Raw genomic sequence first — 18374 nt, 5'->3', positions numbered from 1 at the left:
CGCTCTGCGGCTGAGTTCTTTGGTCGTCACTGTTCCTCCAACAATGCTCGTGCTGTGGTCTCATCGGTCACCAGAACGCCGCACAGGCCGCTGGTCACGACTGTACGCGCGATGTCGTGCTTGGCGGGGCCCGCGGTGACGAAGATCGCGCGCTTCGCCCCGCGCAGACGGTCGAGCGAGACGCCGACGGTGCGGGCGTCGAGCTGCGAGTCGACGATGTTGCCCTCGGCATCGACGTAGCGTCCGAGGACGTCGCCGACCGCACCCCTTCGTGCGAGCTCTTCGACGTCCTCCGCGGTGAGGTAGCCGTTCTCGACGTGGGCGGATGTCGCGTCACAGGGTCCGGCGGTGAAGAGGAACGCCTGTGCGTCTGCGGCCTCCTCGAGGATCGCCGCGACCGTGCGGTCGGACTCGATCGCCTGCTTGGTCTCGACGCGCTCGAGGATCGCGGGGCTCGGCAGCAGTGACACCTGTCCGGATGCGCGCTGCGCGATCGTCACGGCGAGGCCCGCGGCGCCGCCGGATCGCCTGTTCAGGCTGACTCCGCCGTTGAGCTGCACGACGGTGACGCCGTTGGCCCAGCCGTCGGGGAGCGCCTCGGCGACCGCCCGGAGCGTGCGGCCCCAGCTCACGCCCAGCGTGCGCGGTGCCGGCCGGAGGGCGGAGAGGAAGTCGGCGGCCGCTTGGGCGACGCGCTCCAGCGTGCCGTCGTCGCCGTCGGGAGCGGGCACGACGACCGCGTCGGCCAGCCCGAAGCGCTCGACGAGCAGACGCTCGAGGCCGAGGCGCCGTGCGCGAGGGTGCACGATCTCGATGCGGACGATGCCGCGTTCGCGCGCCTGCGTCAGGAGCCGGCCGACCTTCCACCGGGAGACCTTGAGGAGTCCGCCGATCTCGTCCTGTGTCTTGTCCTCGTCGTAGTACAGCTCAGCGACGCGGACCATGAGCAGATCGTCTTCCACGGCATCCTCCTTCCTCTTCCAGAGTAGGCCCTGATCCGCGTTCGCGCACGGTGTTGCTCATATGAGCAATCGCTCCACCAGTGGTTGCACATCCGGAGGGAACGACGAAGGGGCGCCCGTCGTGATGACGGACGCCCCTGCGGAGTCGAGCTGCTCAGGCGCGCTTGCGCGTGGTGAGCACCTGGTCGACGATGCCGTACTCGAGCGCCTGCGCGGCCGAGAGGATGTTGTCGCGGTCGATGTCGCGGTTGACCTGCTCGACGGGCTTGCCCGTGTGAGCGGCCATCGTCTCCTCGAGCCAGGTGCGCATGCGGAGGATCTCCGCCGCCTGGATCTCGATGTCGGATGCCTGGCCCTGGCCGGCCTCGCCCATCGCGGGCTGGTGGATCAGCACCCGGGCGTTCGGGAGCGCGAGACGCTTGCCCGGCGCACCGGCCGCCAGCAGCACGGCCGCGGCCGAAGCCGCCTGTCCGAGCACGACGGTCTGGATCTGCGGCGCGACGTACTGCATCGTGTCGTAGATCGCCGTCATGGCCGTGAACGAGCCACCGGGCGAGTTGATGTACATCGTGATGTCGCGCTCGGCGTCCTGGCTCTCCAGGACGAGGAGCTGCGCCATCACGTCGTCGGCGGACGCGTCGTCGACCTGCACGCCCAGGAAGATCACGCGATCTTCGAAGAGCTTGTTGTACGGGTCCTGGCGCTTGAAGCCGTAGGCCGTGCGCTCCTCGAACTGCGGGAGCACGTAGCGGCTGGACGGCAGGTTGCCTGCGGATTGGAAAGTGGGGGTGTACATGGTGTCCTCTCGAATCCGGATTACTCTGCGTCGTCCGCGGTGCCGCCGCCGCCGGTCACATCGCTGGCGTGCTCGCGGATGTGGTCGACGAAGCCGTACTCGAGGGCCTCCTCGGCGGTGAACCAGCGGTCGCGGTCACCGTCGGCGTTGATCTGCTCGACCGACTTGCCGGTCTGACCCGCCGTGATCTCCGCGAGGCGCTTCTTCATCGAGAGGATGAGCTGCGCCTGCGTCTGGATGTCGCTCGACGTGCCGCCGAACCCGCCGTGCGGCTGGTGCAGCAGGACGCGCGCGTTCGGGGTGATGTAGCGCTTGCCCTTGGTGCCGCTCGTCAGCAGGAGCTGACCCATCGACGCGGCCATGCCGATGCCGACGGTGACGATGTCATTCGGCACGAACTGCATGGTGTCGTAGATCGCCATGCCCGCGGTGATCGAGCCACCGGGCGAGTTGATGTAGAGGTAGATGTCTTTCTCTGAGTCTTCCGCGGCGAGAAGAAGGATCTTCGCGCAGATCTCGTTGGCGTTCTGGTCACGCACCTCTGAACCAAGCCAGATGATGCGATCCTTCAGCAGCCTGTCGAAGACGCTCGTCGCGACAAGGGGTTCTGCAGCCATTTCAGCTCCTGTTTCCGTGTTCGTGCTTCGAATCTACCGGCGTCGGCGCGGCACCCAGGCCGTGTTCGCCGTCGGCATATCAGGTGTCGGAGTCCGCGATCTCGTGCGCGTAGGCGGTCATCGAGCGGTGGTAGCGCGGGAGGTGCGGCACCAGCGCGAGAAGCGCGACCGAGAGGCCCTGCGCGGGCCGGCCGGCACTGGCGAGGATGAGGGCATGCACGGCCGCGACCGCATCGCGGTACGGACCGTCGGCCGACAGCCCCTCCTCCGCACGGATCACCGCGAGGGCGTCGTCGAACTCACCCAGGTTCCGCAGCGAGCTCGCCAGCTGGATCACGCACTGCGGGCGGTGCGCCTCATCCAGCCCGAGTGCCAGGGCGCGTCGGTACAGGACGACGGCCTCGGCCGGGAGGCCCGCCGAGTCCCGCGCACCCGCCCGCTCGAACTCGGCTCTGCCGTCATCCGCTCCGCGTTCGGCCGCGAGGGCGTCGATGCGTGCGATCGTGTCGTCGCCGACCTCTTCGCCACTGGCATCCGCCCAGACGTCGTCGATCCGCTCGTCCCAGGTCTTCATGATCGCCTCCCGTTGATTCGAAAAGAGGGCGGATGCCGCAGCATCCGCCCTCTTCACTGGATCGTGTCCGATCACTCGGCCTTGTCGGCCGCCTTCTTGGCCGGAGCCTTCTTGGCGGCGGGCTTCTTGGCAGCGGGCTTCTCCGCAGCCTCGGCGTCGTCGACCTTCTTCGCGGGAGCCTTCTTGGCAGCAGGCTTCTTCGCAGGAGCCTTCTTCGCGGGCTTCTCCTCCGCCGGAGCCTCGTCAGCCGCCTCAGCCTCGTCGTCCGTGACGATGAAGTCCGACAGGTCGACGGGCTTGCCGTTGCTGTCGACGACCTTCACCTTGCCGAGCGCGATCGCGAGGGCCTTGTTGCGGGCGACCTCGCCGACGAGCGCGGGCAGCTGGTTGGACGACTGCAGCGCCTCGACGAACTCCTGCGGAGCCATGCCGTACTGCGATGCGGACTGGATGAGGTACTGGCTGAGCTCCTCCTGCGAGACCTGCACGTCGGCCTGCTCGGCGATCGTGTCGAGCAGCACCTGCGTGCGGAACTGCTTCTCGCTCGCCTCGGTGACCTCGGCGCGGTGCACGTCGTCCTCGAGGCGGCCTTCGCCCTCGAGGTGGTTGTGCACCTCGTCCTCGATGAGCTGCGGCGGGACGGGGATCTCGATCTGCTCGAGCAGCGCCTCGACGAGCTTGTCGCGAGCGGCGGAACCCTGCGTGAAGACGCCCTGCTGGGCGACGCGCTCGGCGAGGCTCGCGCGGAGCTCGGCGATGGTGTCGAACTCGCTGGCGATCTGCGCGAAGTCGTCGTCGGCCTCGGGGAGCTCGCGCTCCTTGACCGCCTTGACGGTCACCGAGACCTCGGCCTCGGAACCGGCGTGGTCGCCGCCCACGAGAGCCGAGCGGAACGTGGTGTCCTCACCCGCGGTGAGCGACTCGATGGCGTCGTCGATGCCCTCGAGCAGCTCGCCGGAGCCGAGCTCGTACGACACGCCCTCGGCGCGGTCGATCTCGGCGCCGTCGATCGTGGCGACGAGGTCGAGGTCGACGAAGTCGCCCTTCGCGGCGGGACGGTCGACCGGGACGAGCGTGCCGAAGCGGGCGCGCATGTTCTCGAGCTCGGCGTCGAGCGCGGCCTCATCGGCCTCGACGGCGTCGACGGTCACGGTGATGCCGTCGTAGGACGGGATCTCGATGTCGGGGCGCACGTCCACCTCGACGTCGACGAGCAGGTCGCCCGAGAAGTCCTTCTCGTTTGGCCACTGCGTGATGTCGGCCGCGGGGCGCCCGACGACGCGCAGCTTGTGCTCTGCACTCGCCTCGCGGAAGAACTTGTCGAGGCCCTCGTTGACGGCGTGCTCGATGACCGCGCCGCGACCGATGCGCTGGTCGATGATCGGGGCCGGGACCTTGCCCTTGCGGAAGCCGGGGATCTGGACGTCCTGAGCGATGTGCTCGTAGGCGTGAGCGATGCTCGGCTTGAGGTCGTCCGGGGTGACCGTGATGCTGAGCTTGACCCGGGTCGGGGTCAGCTTCTCGACGGTGCTGTTCGCCATGCTGGTGTGTTCTCCTTGTTGTCTCCGCGAGTGAACGCGGCTGTCAGGCTGAAGATGCCGTGTCGGGGCGACAGGAGTTGAACCTGCGACCTCCCGCTCCCAAAGCGGGCGCTCTACCAAGCTGAGCTACGCCCCGGGGAATCCGCGCGCAGATTCAGCCCCATCGAGTCTAACGGACGGGAGCACCCCTCACGGTCCGGTATGATCGATCACGCCGGAGTTCCGATTCCGGTCCGATCCCCGGGTCACTGATCCTGTAGAAGTGCACCGGGATTCGGGGCTGTAGCTTAGTGGTAAAGCCTTAGTCTTCCAAACTAATGATGCGGGTTCGATTCCCGTCAGCCCCTCGCTTCCAGAAGGCCCTCACCGCACGGTGGGGGCCTTCTCGCATACCCTGGCAGTGCCGATGCATGCAGTTTCGAACGTGAGGCCGATCGAATGAGGACGACGTGACCGCTCTCCCCCCGCACGGCGCTGACGCGCCGGCCCCCGTCCTCCTCGGCGGACACCGGCTCTCGACGTCGTTCGGCAGTGCAGGACCGGCGACCGCTCCCCCGCGCACGCCCCGGAAGAAGCGCACGGGTCTCGTCCTCGGCCTGGTCGGCGGCGCCGCCGTCATCGCCGCACTCGCGATCACCCAGGTCTCCGCCAGCCTCGGCTACGACGCTGCGGCAGACGACCATGCGGATGCCGTCGCCGCTGCGAGCAGCGAGAAGAGCCAGCTCCGTGCGGAGAATGCCGATCTTCAGAGCGTCGCGGATGCCGCGGGCCTGATCATCGCCGGCGAGAACGAGGCCATCGTCGCGCCGCCGGAGACGGAACAGGCCCTCGCCGGCGCCGTCACCGAGGCCGAGAAGGCCGTGGCGGAGGCTGACGCACTGATCGCGACGGAGGTCTCACCGGCCGGAGCGAAGCCCACCTGGTTCTGGGAGCTGTTCGGTGCGACCACTCGACTCGACGAGAAGCGCGACGAGGCCGTGGACCTCGCCGACGACCTCCTGGCCGAAGCGGCAGACGTCCTCACCTCCTCCGACGCGGTCACGGAGAGCGGAGTCGCGCTCCTGACCGCTGCGGGCGAGGCGGCCGTCGCCTTCGAGGCGGCCCACATCTCCGCACGCAATGACGCGGTGATCGATCTGCGCGACGCGGCTGCCGCGGCGATCGCCACGACCACGATCGACGATGCCGCGGTGAGCACGTACACGAGTCTCCAGAGTGCGGCCGCGCAGGTCGTCGCCACAGAGAACGAGGAGCTGGCCGAGAAGTCCGGCCCCCTGATGAACGCCCGGCTCGAGATCGAGGCGTTCGCACGAGCCCTCGCCCCGGGGGTGCTGCTGGAGTTCGACTGGGCCCCTGTCGTCAACGGCGCCGGGTTCAACGGCAGCATGGGCGGGTACACCACATGGTGGTGGGACGAGCCCGGCCGCTCCGTCATCCAGCTGTCCGACTCGGTGGCCGAGCAGTGGCCGGCCGATCGCAGCAGGGCACTCGTCGCGCACGAAGTGGGACACGCGATCAGCGTGAAGTGCGAGGACATGTACGACTCGTCGACGCAGGACAGCATCGAGAAGTGGGCGACCGCATGGGCCATCAGCATGGGGTACACCGACGACGCCAACGGGGTGTGGGCGTACGGCTACCCGCCGCAGAGCTACATCGACGCCGCAGCGGGATGCCGCTGAGCGGCTGCCGCTGAGACGGAAGAAGCCGCCGCGATCTCTCGCGGCGGCTTCTTCGATGTCAGTTCAGGAGCTCACTGGCCCCGACGCTCGCGCAGCTGCGTGAGCGCGTCCTCGAGGAGCTGGACGGCTTCCTCGTCGGTGCGACGCTCCTTCACGTAGGCGAGGTGCGTCTTGTAGGGCTCGGCCTTCGCGAGGGCAGGAGGATTCTCCTTGTCGCGACCGGCCGGCAGTCCCGACTGCGGGTGGTCGATGGTCTCCGGGATCTCCTCTTCGGGGAGACCCGCGGCGAAGTAGCGGACCGTCTCGTTGCCGAGACCGTCCCAGTACGACACCGCGATGCGGTCGGCATGGTAGCCGTGGTCCTGCTCCCCCATGGGGCCGGAACCGACACGGGTTCCGCGAATGGCGTTACCACCGGTAGCCATCAGATCACCTCGAACTTCGTGATGAGTCCGAGCGCGACGATGGCGACGAACCAGGTCAGCGCAAGGACGACGGTGAAGCGGTTCAGGTTCCGCTCCGCGAGACCGGAAGAGCCGACCGCCGAGGTCATCCCTCCGCCGAACATGTCGGAGAGGCCGCCACCGCGACCCTTGTGCAAGAGGATGAGGAGGGTCAGCAGGACGCTGGTGATACCCAGCACGACCTGCAGGACGAACTCGAGAATTGCCACGAGAAAGAGCCTTTCGCTGGGGCACGTGCGCCCCCGTAACGGTCAAGTATACGGTGCAGCGGGGCCGGAGCCCCGCCGCACTCACACGCCGACGTGCTTCTCGAAGCGGATGATCGCGGCGAACTCGTCGACGACGAGGCTCGCGCCGCCGACCAGGGCACCGTCCACATCGGGCTCCCGCATGAAGCTGGCGATGTTCGCCGACTTCACCGAGCCGCCGTAGAGGATTCGGGTGCGCGCGGCCGCGTCATCCCCGAGGACCTTCGCGATGACGGTGCGGAGCGCCGCGCAGACGTCCTGCGCCTGCTGCGGCGTCGCGGCCTGTCCGGAGCCGATGGCCCAGACGGGCTCGTACGCCACCACGATGTCGGCCTTCGGCGACACGCCCTGGAGCGCTGCCTCGAGCTGACCGGCGGGGACCGCGCTGGCACCGAACTTCTCCAGGTCCTCCGCGGTCTCGCCGACACAGATGACCGGGACGAGCCCGTGCTTGAGCGACGCCTGCACCTTGGCGGCGACGACCTCGTCCGACTCGGCGTGGTACTCGCGACGCTCGGAGTGTCCGATGATGACGTACTTCGCGTCGAGCTTCGCCAGGAACGCGCCGGAGATCTCACCCGTGTACGCGCCGGAATCGTGCGCCGAAACATCCTGCGCGCCGAGGGCGAACGGGATCTTGTCCGCGTCGATCAGCGTCTGCACGCTGCGGATGTCGGTGAACGGCGGGAACACCGCCACCTCGACGGATCCGTCCTCGTGCTTGGCGTCCTTGAGCGTCCAGTGCAGCTTCTGCACGAACGCGACCGCCTGCAGGTGGTCCAGGTTCATCTTCCAGTTGCCCGCGATCAGCGGGGTACGGGTCGCTATGCCCATCCGAGCACCTCCAGGCCGGGTAGTTTCTTTCCCTCGAGGAACTCGAGGCTTGCGCCGCCACCGGTCGAGATGTGACCGAACTGGTCGTCGGTGAAGCCGAGCTGGCGCACGGCAGCCGCGGAATCGCCGCCACCGACGACGCTGAGGCCGTCGACCTCGGTGAGCGCCTGCGCGACCGTCTTGGTTCCGGCCGCGAACGCCGGGAACTCGAACACGCCCATCGGGCCGTTCCAGAACACCGTCTTCGACCCGCGGATGACCTCGGCGAACCGGGCAGCCGTCTCCGGACCGATGTCGAGTCCGATGCCGGACGCACCGAAGGCCGTCGACTCGATCGCGTCGGCGGAGACGGTCTCGTGCGCGGCATCCGCGCTGAACGCAGCAGCGACCACGACGTCGGTCGGGAGCACGAACTCCACGCCGCGCTCGGCAGCCTCCGCGATGTAACCGCGGACCGTCTCGAGCTGGTCCTCCTCCAGAAGGCTGGAGGCCACGTCGTGACCCTGCGCCTTGAGGAAGGTGAACAGCATTCCGCCGCCGACGAGGATCCGGTCGACGCGCGGCAGCAGGTGCGAGATCACGCCGAGCTTGTCGCTGACCTTCGAGCCGCCGAGGACGACCGCGTACGGACGCTCCGGCTTCTCGGTGAGGCGGTCGAGCACGTCGAGCTCGGTCTCGATCAGCAGACCGGCGGCCGAGGGCAGCAGCTCGGCGAGCTCGTAAACGCTCGCCTGCTTGCGGTGCACGACGCCGAAGCCGTCGGAGACGAGCACGTCGCCCAGCGATGCGAGTTCGGCGGCGAAAGCGGCGCGCGTGGCGTCGTCCTTCGCGGTCTCCCCCGCGTTGAACCGCAGGTTCTCGATGACGACGACCCCGCCGTCCTCGAGCGAGGCCACGGCGTCCTGTGCCGACTCGCCGACCGTGTCGCGTGCGAACGCGACCGGAGCGCCGAGCAGCTCGGACAGCCGCTGAGCCACCGGCTCGAGGCTGTACTGGGGGTCGGGCGCGCCGTCGGGGCGGCCGAGGTGGGAGCACACGACGACGCGGGCGCCCGCGTTGATGAGTGCGTTGAGAGTCGGCAGCGAGGCGCGTACACGGCCATCGTCCGTTATGACCCCGTCCCGCAGGGGGACGTTCAGATCACAACGGACGATGACGCGCTTGCCCTCGAGCGAACCCAGTGTGTCCAGGGTGCGCAGAGTCATGTGTCAGAGCTCAGAGACGCTCGGCGACGTACTCGGTCAGGTCGACCAGACGGTTGGAGTAGCCCCACTCGTTGTCGTACCAGCTCGAGACCTTGACCAGGTTGCCGCTCACGTTGGTGAGGGTCGAGTCGAAGATCGACGAGTGCGGGTTGTGCACGATGTCGCTCGAGACGATCTGGTCGGCGTTGTACTGGAGGTAGCCGGCAAGACGGCCGTCAGCCGCCGCCTTCTTGTACGCCTCGTTGACCTCGTCGACCGTCAGGTCCGTGCGGTCGGTGATCAGCGTGAGGTCGACGATCGAGCCGGTGGGAACCGGAACGCGGTACGACGAGCCGCTGAGCTTGCCCTGCAGCTCGGGGAGGACCTCGCCGATGGCCTTGGCCGCACCGGTCGACGCCGGGGTGATGTTGATCGCGGCGGCGCGAGCACGACGGAGGTCGCTGTGCGGGCCGTCCTGCAGGTTCTGGTCGGCCGTGTACGCGTGAGCCGTCATCATGAAGCCGCGGTCGATGCCGAACGCGTCGTTGAAGACCTGCGCGAGCGGCGCGAGGCAGTTCGTGGTGCACGAGGCGTTGGAGATGATGTGATCCGTCTCCGGGTTGTACGTGTCCTCGTTCACGCCCATCACGAACGTGCCGTCGACACCCGTGCCGGGAGCCGAGATGAGGACCTTCTTCGCGCCGGCGTCGATGTGCTTCTTGGCGGCCTCGGCCTTGGTGAAGAAGCCGGTCGACTCGATGACGATGTCGACACCCAGCTCGCCCCACGGGAGGTTGGCGGGGTCGCGCTCGGCGAACGCCTTGATGGCCTTGCCGTTGACGGTGATGCTGTCGTCGTCGTAGCTGATCTCGGCGTCGAGGACGCCGCCGACCGAGTCGTACTTCAGCAGGTGCGCGAGGGTCTTGTTGTCGGTGAGGTCGTTGACCGCGACGATCTCGAGGTCTGCTCCCTGCGCGAGAGCCGCGCGGAAGTAGTTGCGTCCGATGCGGCCGAAGCCGTTGATACCGATCTTGACAGACACTAAGGTCTCCTGATTTCTCGTGCGCATACGCGCGGTTTCAACTAGACAAGCATGGACAACGGCGTCCCGACGGGCCAGATGTCCGTCGGGACGCCCGTCTTGATTACGACAGTACCAGCAGGCCGTTCGTCTGCTTGCGGGCGACCTCGAGGCGCTGGGCGACGTTCTCCCAGTTGGCGATGTTCCACGCCGCCTTGACGTAATCCGCCTTGACGTTGAGGTAGTCCAGGTAGAAGGCGTGCTCCCACATGTCCAGCTGGAACAGCGGGATCGTGCCCTGTGCCGTGTTCGACTGCTGGTCGAAGAGCTGCTGGATGATCAGGCGCGAGCCGATCGAGTCCCAGCTGAGCACGGCCCAGCCGGAGCCCTGGATGCCGGTGGCCGCTGCCGTGAAGTGCGCCTGGAACTTCTCGAACGAGCCGAAGTACTCGTCGATGGCGGCCTTCAGCTCACCCTCGGGCTGTCCTCCGCCGTTCGGCGACAGGTTCGTCCAGAAGATCGAGTGGTTGACGTGACCGCCCAGGTTGAAGGCGAGGTCCTTCTCGAGCTTGTTGACGTTCGCGAGGTTGCCGCTCTCACGGGCTTCGGCGAGCTGCTCCAGAGCCGTGTTGGCTCCGGCGACGTAGGTCGCGTGGTGCTTGTCATGGTGGAGTTCCATGATCTTGCCGCTGATGTGCGGCTCGAGCGCTGCGAAGTCGTAGGGAAGGTCGGGGAGCGTGTAAATCGCCATATCGCATTCATCCAATCCGCGCCGCGCCGCGGCGCTTGCCGATCCTCCGCGCCACCGATGTGCGGCGTAGAGCGGACGTAACTCATCCTACTGACGACAACGCGGGGCCGGACCAGAACCTTCCGCCATATGACGAAAGACCCGCCTCCGGGAGCACCGGCGGCGGGTCTTTCGTGAATCGGGGTCAGCCGTCGAGGCCGACCGGCACGGCAGCCTCGGTGCCGGGAATGCCCTCCTGCTGCGCGCGCTTGTCGGCCATCGCCAGCAGGCGGCGGATGCGACCGGCGACGGCATCCTTCGTCAGGGGCGGATCCGCGTGGTGACCGAGCTCGTCGAGGCTCGCGTCGCGATGCGCGAGGCGCAGCTCTCCGGCGACCTTCAGGTGATCGGGGACCTCGTCCGCGAGGATCTCGAGGGCCCGTTCCACGCGCGCGCACGCGGCGACGGCGGCCTGGGCCGAGCGGCGCAGGTTCGCGTCGTCGAAGTTCACCAGGCGGTTGACGCCGGCACGCACCTCGCGGCGCTGACGCAGCTCCTCCCACGTGATCGCGGTCTTCTGCGCGCCCATCTCGTTGAGGATCGTCCGGATGGCTTCGCCTTCGCGCACCACCACGCGAGGCATGCCACGCACTTCCCGGGCCTTGGCGGCCACACCGAGACGGTGGGCGGCGCCGACGAGTGCCATCGCCGCTTCACTCGAGGGGCACACCACCTCGAGCATCGCCGAGCGGCCCGGCTCGCTGAGCGTTCCCGCCGCGAGGAAGGCGCCGCGCCACAGGCCGGCGACCTCGGCACGAGAGCCGGTGGTCAGACGGTTGGGAAGCCCGCGTACGGGACGACGGCGCTGGTCGAGCAGCCCGGTCTGGCGGGCGAGGGTCTCGCCCTGCGTGATCACGCGCACAGCCCAACGGGCGCCGTCGTTCGCCGTGCTCGACTGCACCTGGGCGATCTCGGGGCGCACGCCGTAGATCTCGGCGAGGTCCCTGGCGACGCGACGCGCGAGCGTCTCGGCGTCGACTTCTGCTTCCACAGCCACACGGCCGGCGATCGAATGCAGGCCACCGGCGAACCGGAGGATCGCGGTCACCTCGGCGACGCGCACCGTGGGAGGTGCGTTGCGGATGCTGACCAGCTCAGCCTTGACGTCGGTGGTTAGTGCCACGACACTCCTTCACGTTCACGCGCCGGATCGCGACGCAAACGTCCAGCCTACTCGGCCGGGCGACCGACTACTCTCTGCCGAGGTCCCGATGACGGACATTGACGGCCACGCCGGGAATCGCGGCGAGCCTGCGCGCGAGCTCCTCCGACATCGCGACGGAGCGGTGCTTGCCGCCGGTGCAGCCGATCGCGATCGTGGAGTGGCTCTTGTTCTCGCGTTGATAGCCCTCCAGAACGGGGACCAGCGCCGTGGAGTAGGCGTCGAGGAACTCCATCGCGCCGTCTCGCGAGAGGACGTAGTCGCGGACCGTCTCGTCCTGGCCGGTCAGACCGCGCAGCTCCTCGTTCCAGAACGGGTTGGGGAGGAACCGCATGTCGGCGACGATGTCGACGTCGGTCGGGAGCCCGTACTTGAACCCGAAGCTGAGGAGGGTGACGCGGTGCCGGGCCTCGCCCTCTTCGGAGAAGATGTCCGACACCTGGGTCGCGAGCTGGTGGATGTTGAGCGTGGAGGTGTCGATGACGAGGTCAGCGGCCTCGCGGATCGGCGCCAGCCGTGTGCGCTCGATGCGGATGCCGTCGAGCAGCGTGCCATCGCCCTGGAGCGGATGCGGTCGCCGCACGGACTCGAATCGCCGCACCAGTACGTCGTCCGAGGCATCGAGGAAGAGAACGCGCACCGAACCGCGGGAGCGGAGAGCGCGCGCGACGCCGGGGAAGTCGTCGAAGAGGTTGCGTCCGCGGACGTCGACCACCGCTGCCACCTTGGGCAGCGCGTTGCCGCCCATGTCGGTGAGGTCGAGCAGCGGGCGAAGGATCTGCGGAGGGAGGTTGTCGACGACATACCAGCCGAGATCCTCGAGGGCGTTCGCCACCGTGGTCCTGCCGGCGCCCGACATCCCCGTGACGATGAGAAACTCGCCCTTGTCCCCAGTCATTGCTCTGCTCTCCCTCTCCCCCTCGCCTTCCAGCCTAGCGAGTGGAGAGGTGCGTGTGGATGTTCTGCGCGAGCACGGGACCGATTCCCTGGACTTCGAGGATCTCGTCGGGTTGCGCAGCGCGCAGCGCCGTGACGGAGCCGAAGTGCTTGAGGAGCACCTTGATCCGCGAGGCGCCGAGTCCCGGCACCTCGGCGAGCACCGTCGTGATGTCGCCTCGACGCTTCTTGCGCTGGTGCGTGATCGCGAATCGATGCGCTTCGTCGCGCAGCCACTGCAGGAGGTAGAGAGCCTCACTGGTGCGGGGCAGGATCACCGGGAAGTCATCGCCGGGGAGCCACACCTCCTCCAGGCGCTTGGCGATGCCGCAGACGGCGATCTCGGTGTGTCCGGCGTCGCGGAGCGCGCGCGCAGCCGCCTCGACCTGCGGCTGGCCACCGTCCACGAGCAGAAGCTGCGGCGGGTAGGCGAACCGCGGCTTCCGCCGCACAACGCCCTCCTCGCCGGGCTCCTCCACCGGCTCCTCCGGACGGTCGAGATAGGCGAGGCGCCGACGCAGCACCTGGTACATCGAGTCGGTGTCGTCGGTGGTCTCGGGGATCCCGAACGACCGGTACTGGTCCTTGCGAGGGAGCCCGTCCTCGAAGACCACCATCGACGCGACGACGTTCGTGCCACCGAGGTGCGAGATGTCGAAGCACTCGATGCGCAGCGGCGCCTCACTCATGCCCAGTGCGCTCTGCAGGTCGGTCAGGGCCTGGGTGCGCGCGACGTAGTCGCTGGTGCGCCGTGTCTTGTAGCGGATGAGGGCCTGCTGCGCGTTGAGCGTCGCGGTGCGCATCAGGTCGGCGCGCTGCCCGCGCTGCGCCACGGCGATCTCGGTCTTCTTGCCCCGGCGCTCGCGCAGCCACACCTCGAGCTCCGCGGCGTCATCCGGAAGGGTCGGCACGAGGATGCGACGCGGCACATCCTGCGCATCGCCGTAGGCACGCTGCAGCACCTGGTCCACGAGTTCCGCGGTCGTGATGTCGATCTCCTTCTCGATCGTCATCGCGCGCACTCCGCGGACGCGACCACCGCGGATCACGAAGTGCTGCACCGCGGCCGCCAGCTCGTCCTCGGCGATGCCGAACAGGTCGGCGTCCTCGTCGGGCTGGAGCACCAGCGCGCTCTTGCCGAGCACCGCCTCGATGGCACCGAGCTTGTCGCGGTACTTCGCCGCCGCCTCGTAGTCCATCGCGGCGGAGGCCGCCAGCATCCGCTTGGTGAGCTCACGGGTGAACCGCTCGTCTCCGCCGGCCATGAAGGCGACGAAGTCGTCGACCATGGCGCGGTGCTCCTCGATCGTCACCGTCATCGAACACGGACCGCCGCACTTGCCGATCTGCCCCGGGAAGCAGGGCCTCCCGGTCTGCATCGCGCGCTTGTAGCTCGCGTCGCTGCACGTGCGGATCGGGAACGCCTTGATCATCAGGTCGATGGTCTCGTGCACCGCCCAGACCTTGGGGAACGGGCCGAAGTAGCGCGCGCCGGGGATCTTGCGGTTGCGCGTGACGATCACTCGCGGTGCCTCGTCGGCGAGCGTCACCGCCATGAACGGATACGACTTGTCGTCCTTGTAGCGCACGTTGAAGGGCGGATCGAACTCCTTGATCCACATGTACTCGAGCTGGAGCGAGTCGACATCGGTCGGCACGACCGTCCACTCGACCGAAGAGGCCGTGGTGACCATGCGGCGGGTGCGCTCGTGCAGCGTGCGCAGCGGAGCGAAGTAGTTCGACAGCCGCTGCCGCAGATTCTTCGCCTTGCCCACGTAGAGCACGCGTCCGTCGGCGTCGCGGAACCGGTACACGCCCGGATCGGTCGGGATCTCCCCCGTCCGCGGCTTGTACGGCAGGACGTCTGCCATCAGCTGGCCTTCCGCGCTGCGCGCCCCTCACCCAGGATCTCGCCGAGGAACAGCCCGGTGTGGCTCTCCTCGACGCGTGCGATCTGCTCCGGGGTGCCGGTGGCGATGATCTGCCCACCGCCCGATCCGCCCTCTGGTCCCAGGTCGATCACCCAGTCGGCCGACTTGATCACATCGAGGTTGTGCTCGATGACGATCACCGTGTTGCCCTTGTCGACGAGGCCGTTGAGCACTTCGAGCAGCTTGCGGACGTCTTCGAAGTGGAGTCCCGTCGTCGGCTCGTCGAGCACGTAGATGCTGCGTCCGTTGCTGCGGCGCTGGAGCTCGGTCGCGAGCTTGACGCGCTGCGCCTCACCGCCGGAGAGCGTCGTCGCCGACTGGCCGAGCCGGACGTAGCCCAGCCCCACGTCGACGAGCGTCTTCATGTAGCGGTGGATGGCCTGGATCGGCTCGAAGAAGTCAGCAGCCTCCTCGATCGGCATCTCGAGCACCTCGGCGATGTTATTGCCCTTGTAGTGCACGGAGAGCGTGTCGCGGTTGTACCGCTTGCCGTGGCACACCTCGCAGTCGACGTACACATCGGGCAGGAAGTTCATCTCGATCTTGATCGTGCCGTCACCCGAGCACGCCTCGCAGCGCCCGCCCTTGACGTTGAAGCTGAAACGTCCGGGAAGATACCCGCGGACCTTCGCCTCCGGCGTCTCGCTGAAGAGCGTTCGGATGCGGTCGAACACACCGGTGTAGGTCGCCGGGTTCGACCGCGGCGTGCGGCCGATCGGCGCCTGGTCGACGTGCACGACCTTGTCGAGGTTGTCGAGCCCCGTCACACGCGTGTGCTTGCCGGGAACCGTGCGCGCACCGTTCAGGCGCGAGGCCAGCACCTGGTACAGGATGTCGTTGACGAGCGACGACTTGCCCGAGCCGCTGACCCCGGTGACGGCGGTCAGCACGCCGAGCGGGAAGTCGGCCGTGACGTTCTGCAGGTTGTTGGCACGGGCGCCGACGACGCTGAGCATGCGCTTCTTGTCGATCTTCCGGCGCTTCTTCGGCATCGGGATCTCGCGACGTCCCGAAAGGTACTGCCCCGTCATCGACTCGCTGTCGTTGAGCAGGGCGGAGTACGGCCCCGAGTGCACGACGGCGCCGCCGTTGACGCCGGCGCCGGGACCGATGTCGACGACCCAGTCGGCCGCCTCGATGGTCTCCTCGTCGTGCTCGACCACGATGAGCGTGTTGCCGAGGTCGCGGAGCTTGATGAGCGTGTTGATGAGACGGCGGTTGTCGCGCTGGTGCAGGCCGATGGAGGGCTCGTCGAGGACGTAGAGGACGCCGGTGAGCCCGGAGCCGATCTGCGTCGCGAGACGGATGCGCTGCGCCTCGCCTCCGGAGAGCGAACCTGCCGACCGGCTGAGGTTGAGGTACGAGAGCCCGACCTGGAGAAGGAAGTCGAGGCGGAGACGGATCTCGCGGAGGACCTGCGCGGCGATCTGCGCCTCACGGTCGGTCAGCGTGAGCGTCTCCATGAACGACCGGGCATCGGAGAGGCTCAGGTGCGAGACCTCGGCGATCGAGTGGCCGTGCACCTGCACGGCCAGCACCTCGGGCTTGAGGCGGTTGCCGTCGCAGACGGGGCACGGCACCTCGCGGAGGTACTCGCCCCAGCGGCTGCGCTGCGTGTCGGATTCGGCCTGCAGGTACTGCCGCTCGATGTACGGGACGACGCCCTCGAAGCCGGACGCGTAGCGCATCTCGCGCCCGTACCGGTTCTTCCACTTCACGGTCACCTTGTAGTTCTCGCCGCGGAGGACCGCGTCCTGCACATCGGAGTGGAGCTTGTGCCAGGGCGTGTCGAGGGAGAAGTCGAGGTCGCGGGAGAGCCCTTCGAGCAGGCGCTCGTAGTACTGGAACAGGCCCTTGCCCTGCGTGGTCCACGGGATGATGACACCTTCGCGGATCGAGAGGTCGGTGTCGCCGAGCATCAGGTCGCTGTCGACCGACATGCGCGTGCCGAGCCCGGAGCAGGCCGGGCAGGCGCCGAACGGCGCGTTGAACGAGAAGGTGCGCGGCTCGATCTCGGTGAGCGTGAGGGCGTGCCCGTTCGGGCAGGCCAGCTTCTCGGAGAACGTCTGCCAGGCGTCGTCGCCCTCGCCGTCGACGAAGTTGACCTGGACGACGCCGCCGGCGAGGCCCAGCGCGGTCTCGACCGAGTCGGTGACGCGGCTGAGGATGTCGTCGGACGCCACGAGTCGGTCGACGACCACGGCGATGTCGTGCTTGTAGCTCTTCTTCAGCGTCGGCGGCTCGGCGAGCTGGATGAGGTCTCCGTCGACGATCGCGCGAGAGTAGCCCTTCGCCCCGAGTTCGCGGAACAGGTCGACGAACTCGCCCTTCTTCTGGGAGACGATCGGCGCGACGATCTGGTAGCGCGTCCGCTCGGGCAGCTCCATGAGCTGGTCGGCGATCTGCTGCACGGTCTGGCGCTGGATCTTCTCGCCGCATTCCGGACAGTGCGGGATGCCGATGCGCGCCCACAGCAGGCGCATATAGTCGTAGATCTCTGTGATCGTGCCGACGGTCGACCGCGGATTGCGGTTCGTGGACTTCTGATCGATCGACACCGCCGGGCTCAGGCCCTCGATGAAATCGACGTCGGGACGATCGACCTGACCGAGGAACTGGCGCGCGTAGGCGCTCAGCGATTCGACGTAGCGACGCTGCCCCTCGGCGAAGATCGTGTCGAACGCGAGGCTGGACTTCCCGGAACCGGACAGGCCGGTGAACACGACGAGCGAGTCGCGCGGAATGTCGATGTCGACGTTTTTGAGATTGTGGACTCGGGCACCGCGAACGCTGAGTTTTCCTGGGGTGGCAACGGGGACAATAGGCACCGGTCAAGTCTACGAGGGGCCACGGACATCGGCTCCGCGCACCCTGTGAGTACGCTCAGCCGAGGTCGGGACGGCGCCCGGCGAAGGGGCCGAGACCGTCGCGCAGAGCGGAGACCTCGGTGACGTCCATCCCCACGGCAGCCATGACCTGACGGGGCACGTCGATCGCCCGATCACGCAGTGCTGTGCCGGCGGCGGTCAGGGTGATCTCGAGGCGCCGTTCGTCTTCGGTGCTCCGCTGCCGCACGACGAGCCCTTCCGCCTCCAGACGCTTCACGAGGGGCGACGCCGTCGCCGGCTCCAGCGCGAGATCGACCGCGAGATCGTTGAGCGTGCGCGGTGACCGCTCCCAGAGTGCGAGCATCACGAGATACTGCGGATGAGTGAGCCCGAGCGGTTCGAGGATGGGCCGGTAGATCGCGACCACGTTGCGTGCCGCGGTGACCAGGGCGAAGCACAGCTGGTTCTCGAGCCGGAGCAGATCATCGGATGCCGTCACACGGCGACTATACATCGACACTAATGGTTAGTACACTAATAAACATGGCACACGACCCCGACCGCGCTCCTCTTCGCACTCGCATCCGCGAAGCCGGTGGGCTCTACTCCTGGGTGAACACCAACCTCATCCGGTTCGCCGGCCCTGCCTCCGTCGGCCCCTACGAGAAGACTCCCCCGCCCAGCGCGGCGGAACGCGCCGAGCGCGCCTGCCCGTTGTGCGGCGCACCGATGACGGAGCACGAGATCGACCGCAGCGGCCCGAAGACCCTGGTGCACTGCCCGTAGCCTCACGCGTCGCCACAT

The 18374-nt window shown here is 67.8% G+C and carries 18 protein-coding genes and 2 tRNA genes; 3 read left to right on the top strand and 17 right to left on the bottom strand.

Features of this window, described 5'->3' with window-relative positions:
• Positions 1-26: 26 nt before the first annotated feature.
• From ABD648_RS00740 to ABD648_RS00715, 6 genes are all read right to left on the bottom strand, one after another.
• Positions 27-962 carry a sugar-binding transcriptional regulator gene (locus tag ABD648_RS00740; protein WP_282216838.1) on the bottom strand — a complete coding sequence of 312 codons (936 nt, stop codon included), beginning with the start codon at positions 960-962 and terminating at the stop codon, positions 27-29.
• 154 nt (positions 963-1116) lie between these two features.
• A complete protein-coding gene (locus ABD648_RS00735) occupies positions 1117-1758 on the bottom strand; it encodes an ATP-dependent Clp protease proteolytic subunit (RefSeq protein ID WP_282216837.1) in 642 nt (213 codons plus the stop codon).
• 20 nt (positions 1759-1778) lie between these two features.
• On the bottom strand, positions 1779-2375 hold the full coding sequence (locus ABD648_RS00730; protein WP_116636734.1) for an ATP-dependent Clp protease proteolytic subunit: 597 nt from the start codon (positions 2373-2375) through the stop codon (positions 1779-1781).
• A gap of 79 nt (positions 2376-2454) precedes the next feature.
• Positions 2455-2949, bottom strand: a complete 495-nt coding sequence (locus ABD648_RS00725; protein ID WP_282216836.1) for a tetratricopeptide repeat protein — start codon at positions 2947-2949, stop codon at positions 2455-2457.
• 71 nt (positions 2950-3020) lie between these two features.
• Positions 3021-4490 (bottom strand): trigger factor, encoded by a 1470-nt coding sequence (gene tig / locus ABD648_RS00720; RefSeq protein ID WP_282216835.1) that lies wholly within the window; start codon positions 4488-4490, stop codon positions 3021-3023.
• A gap of 62 nt (positions 4491-4552) precedes the next feature.
• Positions 4553-4626 (bottom strand) — tRNA-Pro (locus ABD648_RS00715).
• 140 nt (positions 4627-4766) lie between these two features.
• Here ABD648_RS00715 and ABD648_RS00710 point away from each other — a divergent pair.
• Both ABD648_RS00710 and ABD648_RS00705 read left to right on the top strand, forming a co-directional pair.
• Positions 4767-4837: transfer RNA gene (locus tag ABD648_RS00710), tRNA-Gly, on the top strand.
• Between the two features lie 102 nt (positions 4838-4939).
• The gene (locus ABD648_RS00705; RefSeq protein ID WP_282216834.1) at positions 4940-6172 is read left to right on the top strand and encodes a hypothetical protein; all 1233 of its coding nucleotides are present in this window, start codon (positions 4940-4942) and stop codon (positions 6170-6172) included.
• A 71-nt stretch (positions 6173-6243) separates the two neighbouring features.
• Here the strand turns inward: ABD648_RS00705 and ABD648_RS00700 are convergent, their stop codons facing one another.
• The 11 genes from ABD648_RS00700 to ABD648_RS00650 form a co-directional block, all read right to left on the bottom strand.
• Positions 6244-6597: an RNA polymerase-binding protein RbpA gene (locus tag ABD648_RS00700; protein WP_116636738.1), complete on the bottom strand. Its 354-nt coding sequence runs from the start codon at positions 6595-6597 to the stop codon at positions 6244-6246.
• Complete coding sequence (secG, locus tag ABD648_RS00695) at positions 6597-6845, bottom strand: preprotein translocase subunit SecG (protein WP_029261623.1); 249 nt, start codon at positions 6843-6845, stop codon at positions 6597-6599. Before secG ends, ABD648_RS00700 begins: the two co-directional genes overlap by 1 nt.
• An 81-nt stretch (positions 6846-6926) precedes the next feature.
• Entirely contained in the window at positions 6927-7718 is a 792-nt protein-coding gene (tpiA, locus tag ABD648_RS00690; protein WP_282216833.1) for a triose-phosphate isomerase, read from the bottom strand.
• Positions 7709-8923, bottom strand: coding sequence for a phosphoglycerate kinase (locus ABD648_RS00685; RefSeq protein WP_282216832.1), 1215 nt, complete (start codon positions 8921-8923; stop codon positions 7709-7711). The genes tpiA and ABD648_RS00685 overlap by 10 nt, the downstream gene beginning before the upstream one ends.
• A gap of 10 nt (positions 8924-8933) precedes the next feature.
• On the bottom strand, positions 8934-9944 hold the full coding sequence (gene gap, locus ABD648_RS00680) for a type I glyceraldehyde-3-phosphate dehydrogenase (protein ID WP_282216831.1): 1011 nt from the start codon (positions 9942-9944) through the stop codon (positions 8934-8936).
• Positions 9945-10047: 103 nt separating this feature from the next.
• Entirely contained in the window at positions 10048-10674 is a 627-nt protein-coding gene (locus tag ABD648_RS00675) for a superoxide dismutase (protein ID WP_116636742.1), read from the bottom strand.
• Positions 10675-10858: 184 nt separating this feature from the next.
• Positions 10859-11836 (bottom strand): DNA-binding protein WhiA, encoded by a 978-nt coding sequence (gene whiA, locus ABD648_RS00670; protein ID WP_282216830.1) that lies wholly within the window; start codon positions 11834-11836, stop codon positions 10859-10861.
• Positions 11837-11903: 67 nt separating this feature from the next.
• A complete protein-coding gene (gene rapZ, locus ABD648_RS00665) occupies positions 11904-12773 on the bottom strand; it encodes an RNase adapter RapZ (protein ID WP_282216829.1) in 870 nt (289 codons plus the stop codon).
• A gap of 34 nt (positions 12774-12807) precedes the next feature.
• On the bottom strand, positions 12808-14682 hold the full coding sequence (gene uvrC, locus ABD648_RS00660) for an excinuclease ABC subunit UvrC (RefSeq protein WP_282216828.1): 1875 nt from the start codon (positions 14680-14682) through the stop codon (positions 12808-12810).
• Positions 14682-17570 carry an excinuclease ABC subunit UvrA gene (gene uvrA / locus ABD648_RS00655; RefSeq protein ID WP_282216827.1) on the bottom strand — a complete coding sequence of 963 codons (2889 nt, stop codon included), beginning with the start codon at positions 17568-17570 and terminating at the stop codon, positions 14682-14684. Before uvrA ends, uvrC begins: the two co-directional genes overlap by 1 nt.
• A gap of 55 nt (positions 17571-17625) precedes the next feature.
• Positions 17626-18069, bottom strand: a complete 444-nt coding sequence (locus tag ABD648_RS00650; RefSeq protein WP_282216826.1) for a MarR family winged helix-turn-helix transcriptional regulator — start codon at positions 18067-18069, stop codon at positions 17626-17628.
• A 44-nt stretch (positions 18070-18113) separates the two neighbouring features.
• On the opposite strand from ABD648_RS00650, the gene ABD648_RS00645 reads away from it, so the two are divergent.
• Positions 18114-18356, top strand: coding sequence for a hypothetical protein (locus ABD648_RS00645; RefSeq protein WP_282216825.1), 243 nt, complete (start codon positions 18114-18116; stop codon positions 18354-18356).
• Positions 18357-18374: the final 18 nt, after the last annotated feature.

It is taken from the genome of Microbacterium luteolum (genome assembly GCF_039533965.1).
Lineage (GTDB): Bacteria > Actinomycetota > Actinomycetes > Actinomycetales > Microbacteriaceae > Microbacterium > Microbacterium luteolum.
Note: the sequence above shows the minus strand (reverse complement) of the source record. Positions and strands in the feature narration are given on the sequence as shown.

Coding starts and splice junctions, on each gene's coding strand:
- ABD648_RS00645 (WP_282216825.1), top strand. CDS start 18,114: ATGGCACACGACCCCGACCGCGCTCCTCTTCGCACTCGCATCCGCGAA.
- ABD648_RS00675 (WP_116636742.1), bottom strand. CDS start 10,674: ATGGCGATTTACACGCTCCCCGACCTTCCCTACGACTTCGCAGCGCTC.
- ABD648_RS00735 (WP_282216837.1), bottom strand. CDS start 1,758: ATGTACACCCCCACTTTCCAATCCGCAGGCAACCTGCCGTCCAGCCGC.
- tig (WP_282216835.1), bottom strand. CDS start 4,490: ATGGCGAACAGCACCGTCGAGAAGCTGACCCCGACCCGGGTCAAGCTC.
- ABD648_RS00685 (WP_282216832.1), bottom strand. CDS start 8,923: ATGACTCTGCGCACCCTGGACACACTGGGTTCGCTCGAGGGCAAGCGC.
- ABD648_RS00730 (WP_116636734.1), bottom strand. CDS start 2,375: ATGGCTGCAGAACCCCTTGTCGCGACGAGCGTCTTCGACAGGCTGCTG.
- rapZ (WP_282216829.1), bottom strand. CDS start 12,773: ATGACTGGGGACAAGGGCGAGTTTCTCATCGTCACGGGGATGTCGGGC.
- ABD648_RS00700 (WP_116636738.1), bottom strand. CDS start 6,597: ATGGCTACCGGTGGTAACGCCATTCGCGGAACCCGTGTCGGTTCCGGC.
- tpiA (WP_282216833.1), bottom strand. CDS start 7,718: ATGGGCATAGCGACCCGTACCCCGCTGATCGCGGGCAACTGGAAGATG.
- ABD648_RS00725 (WP_282216836.1), bottom strand. CDS start 2,949: ATGAAGACCTGGGACGAGCGGATCGACGACGTCTGGGCGGATGCCAGT.
- uvrC (WP_282216828.1), bottom strand. CDS start 14,682: ATGGCAGACGTCCTGCCGTACAAGCCGCGGACGGGGGAGATCCCGACC.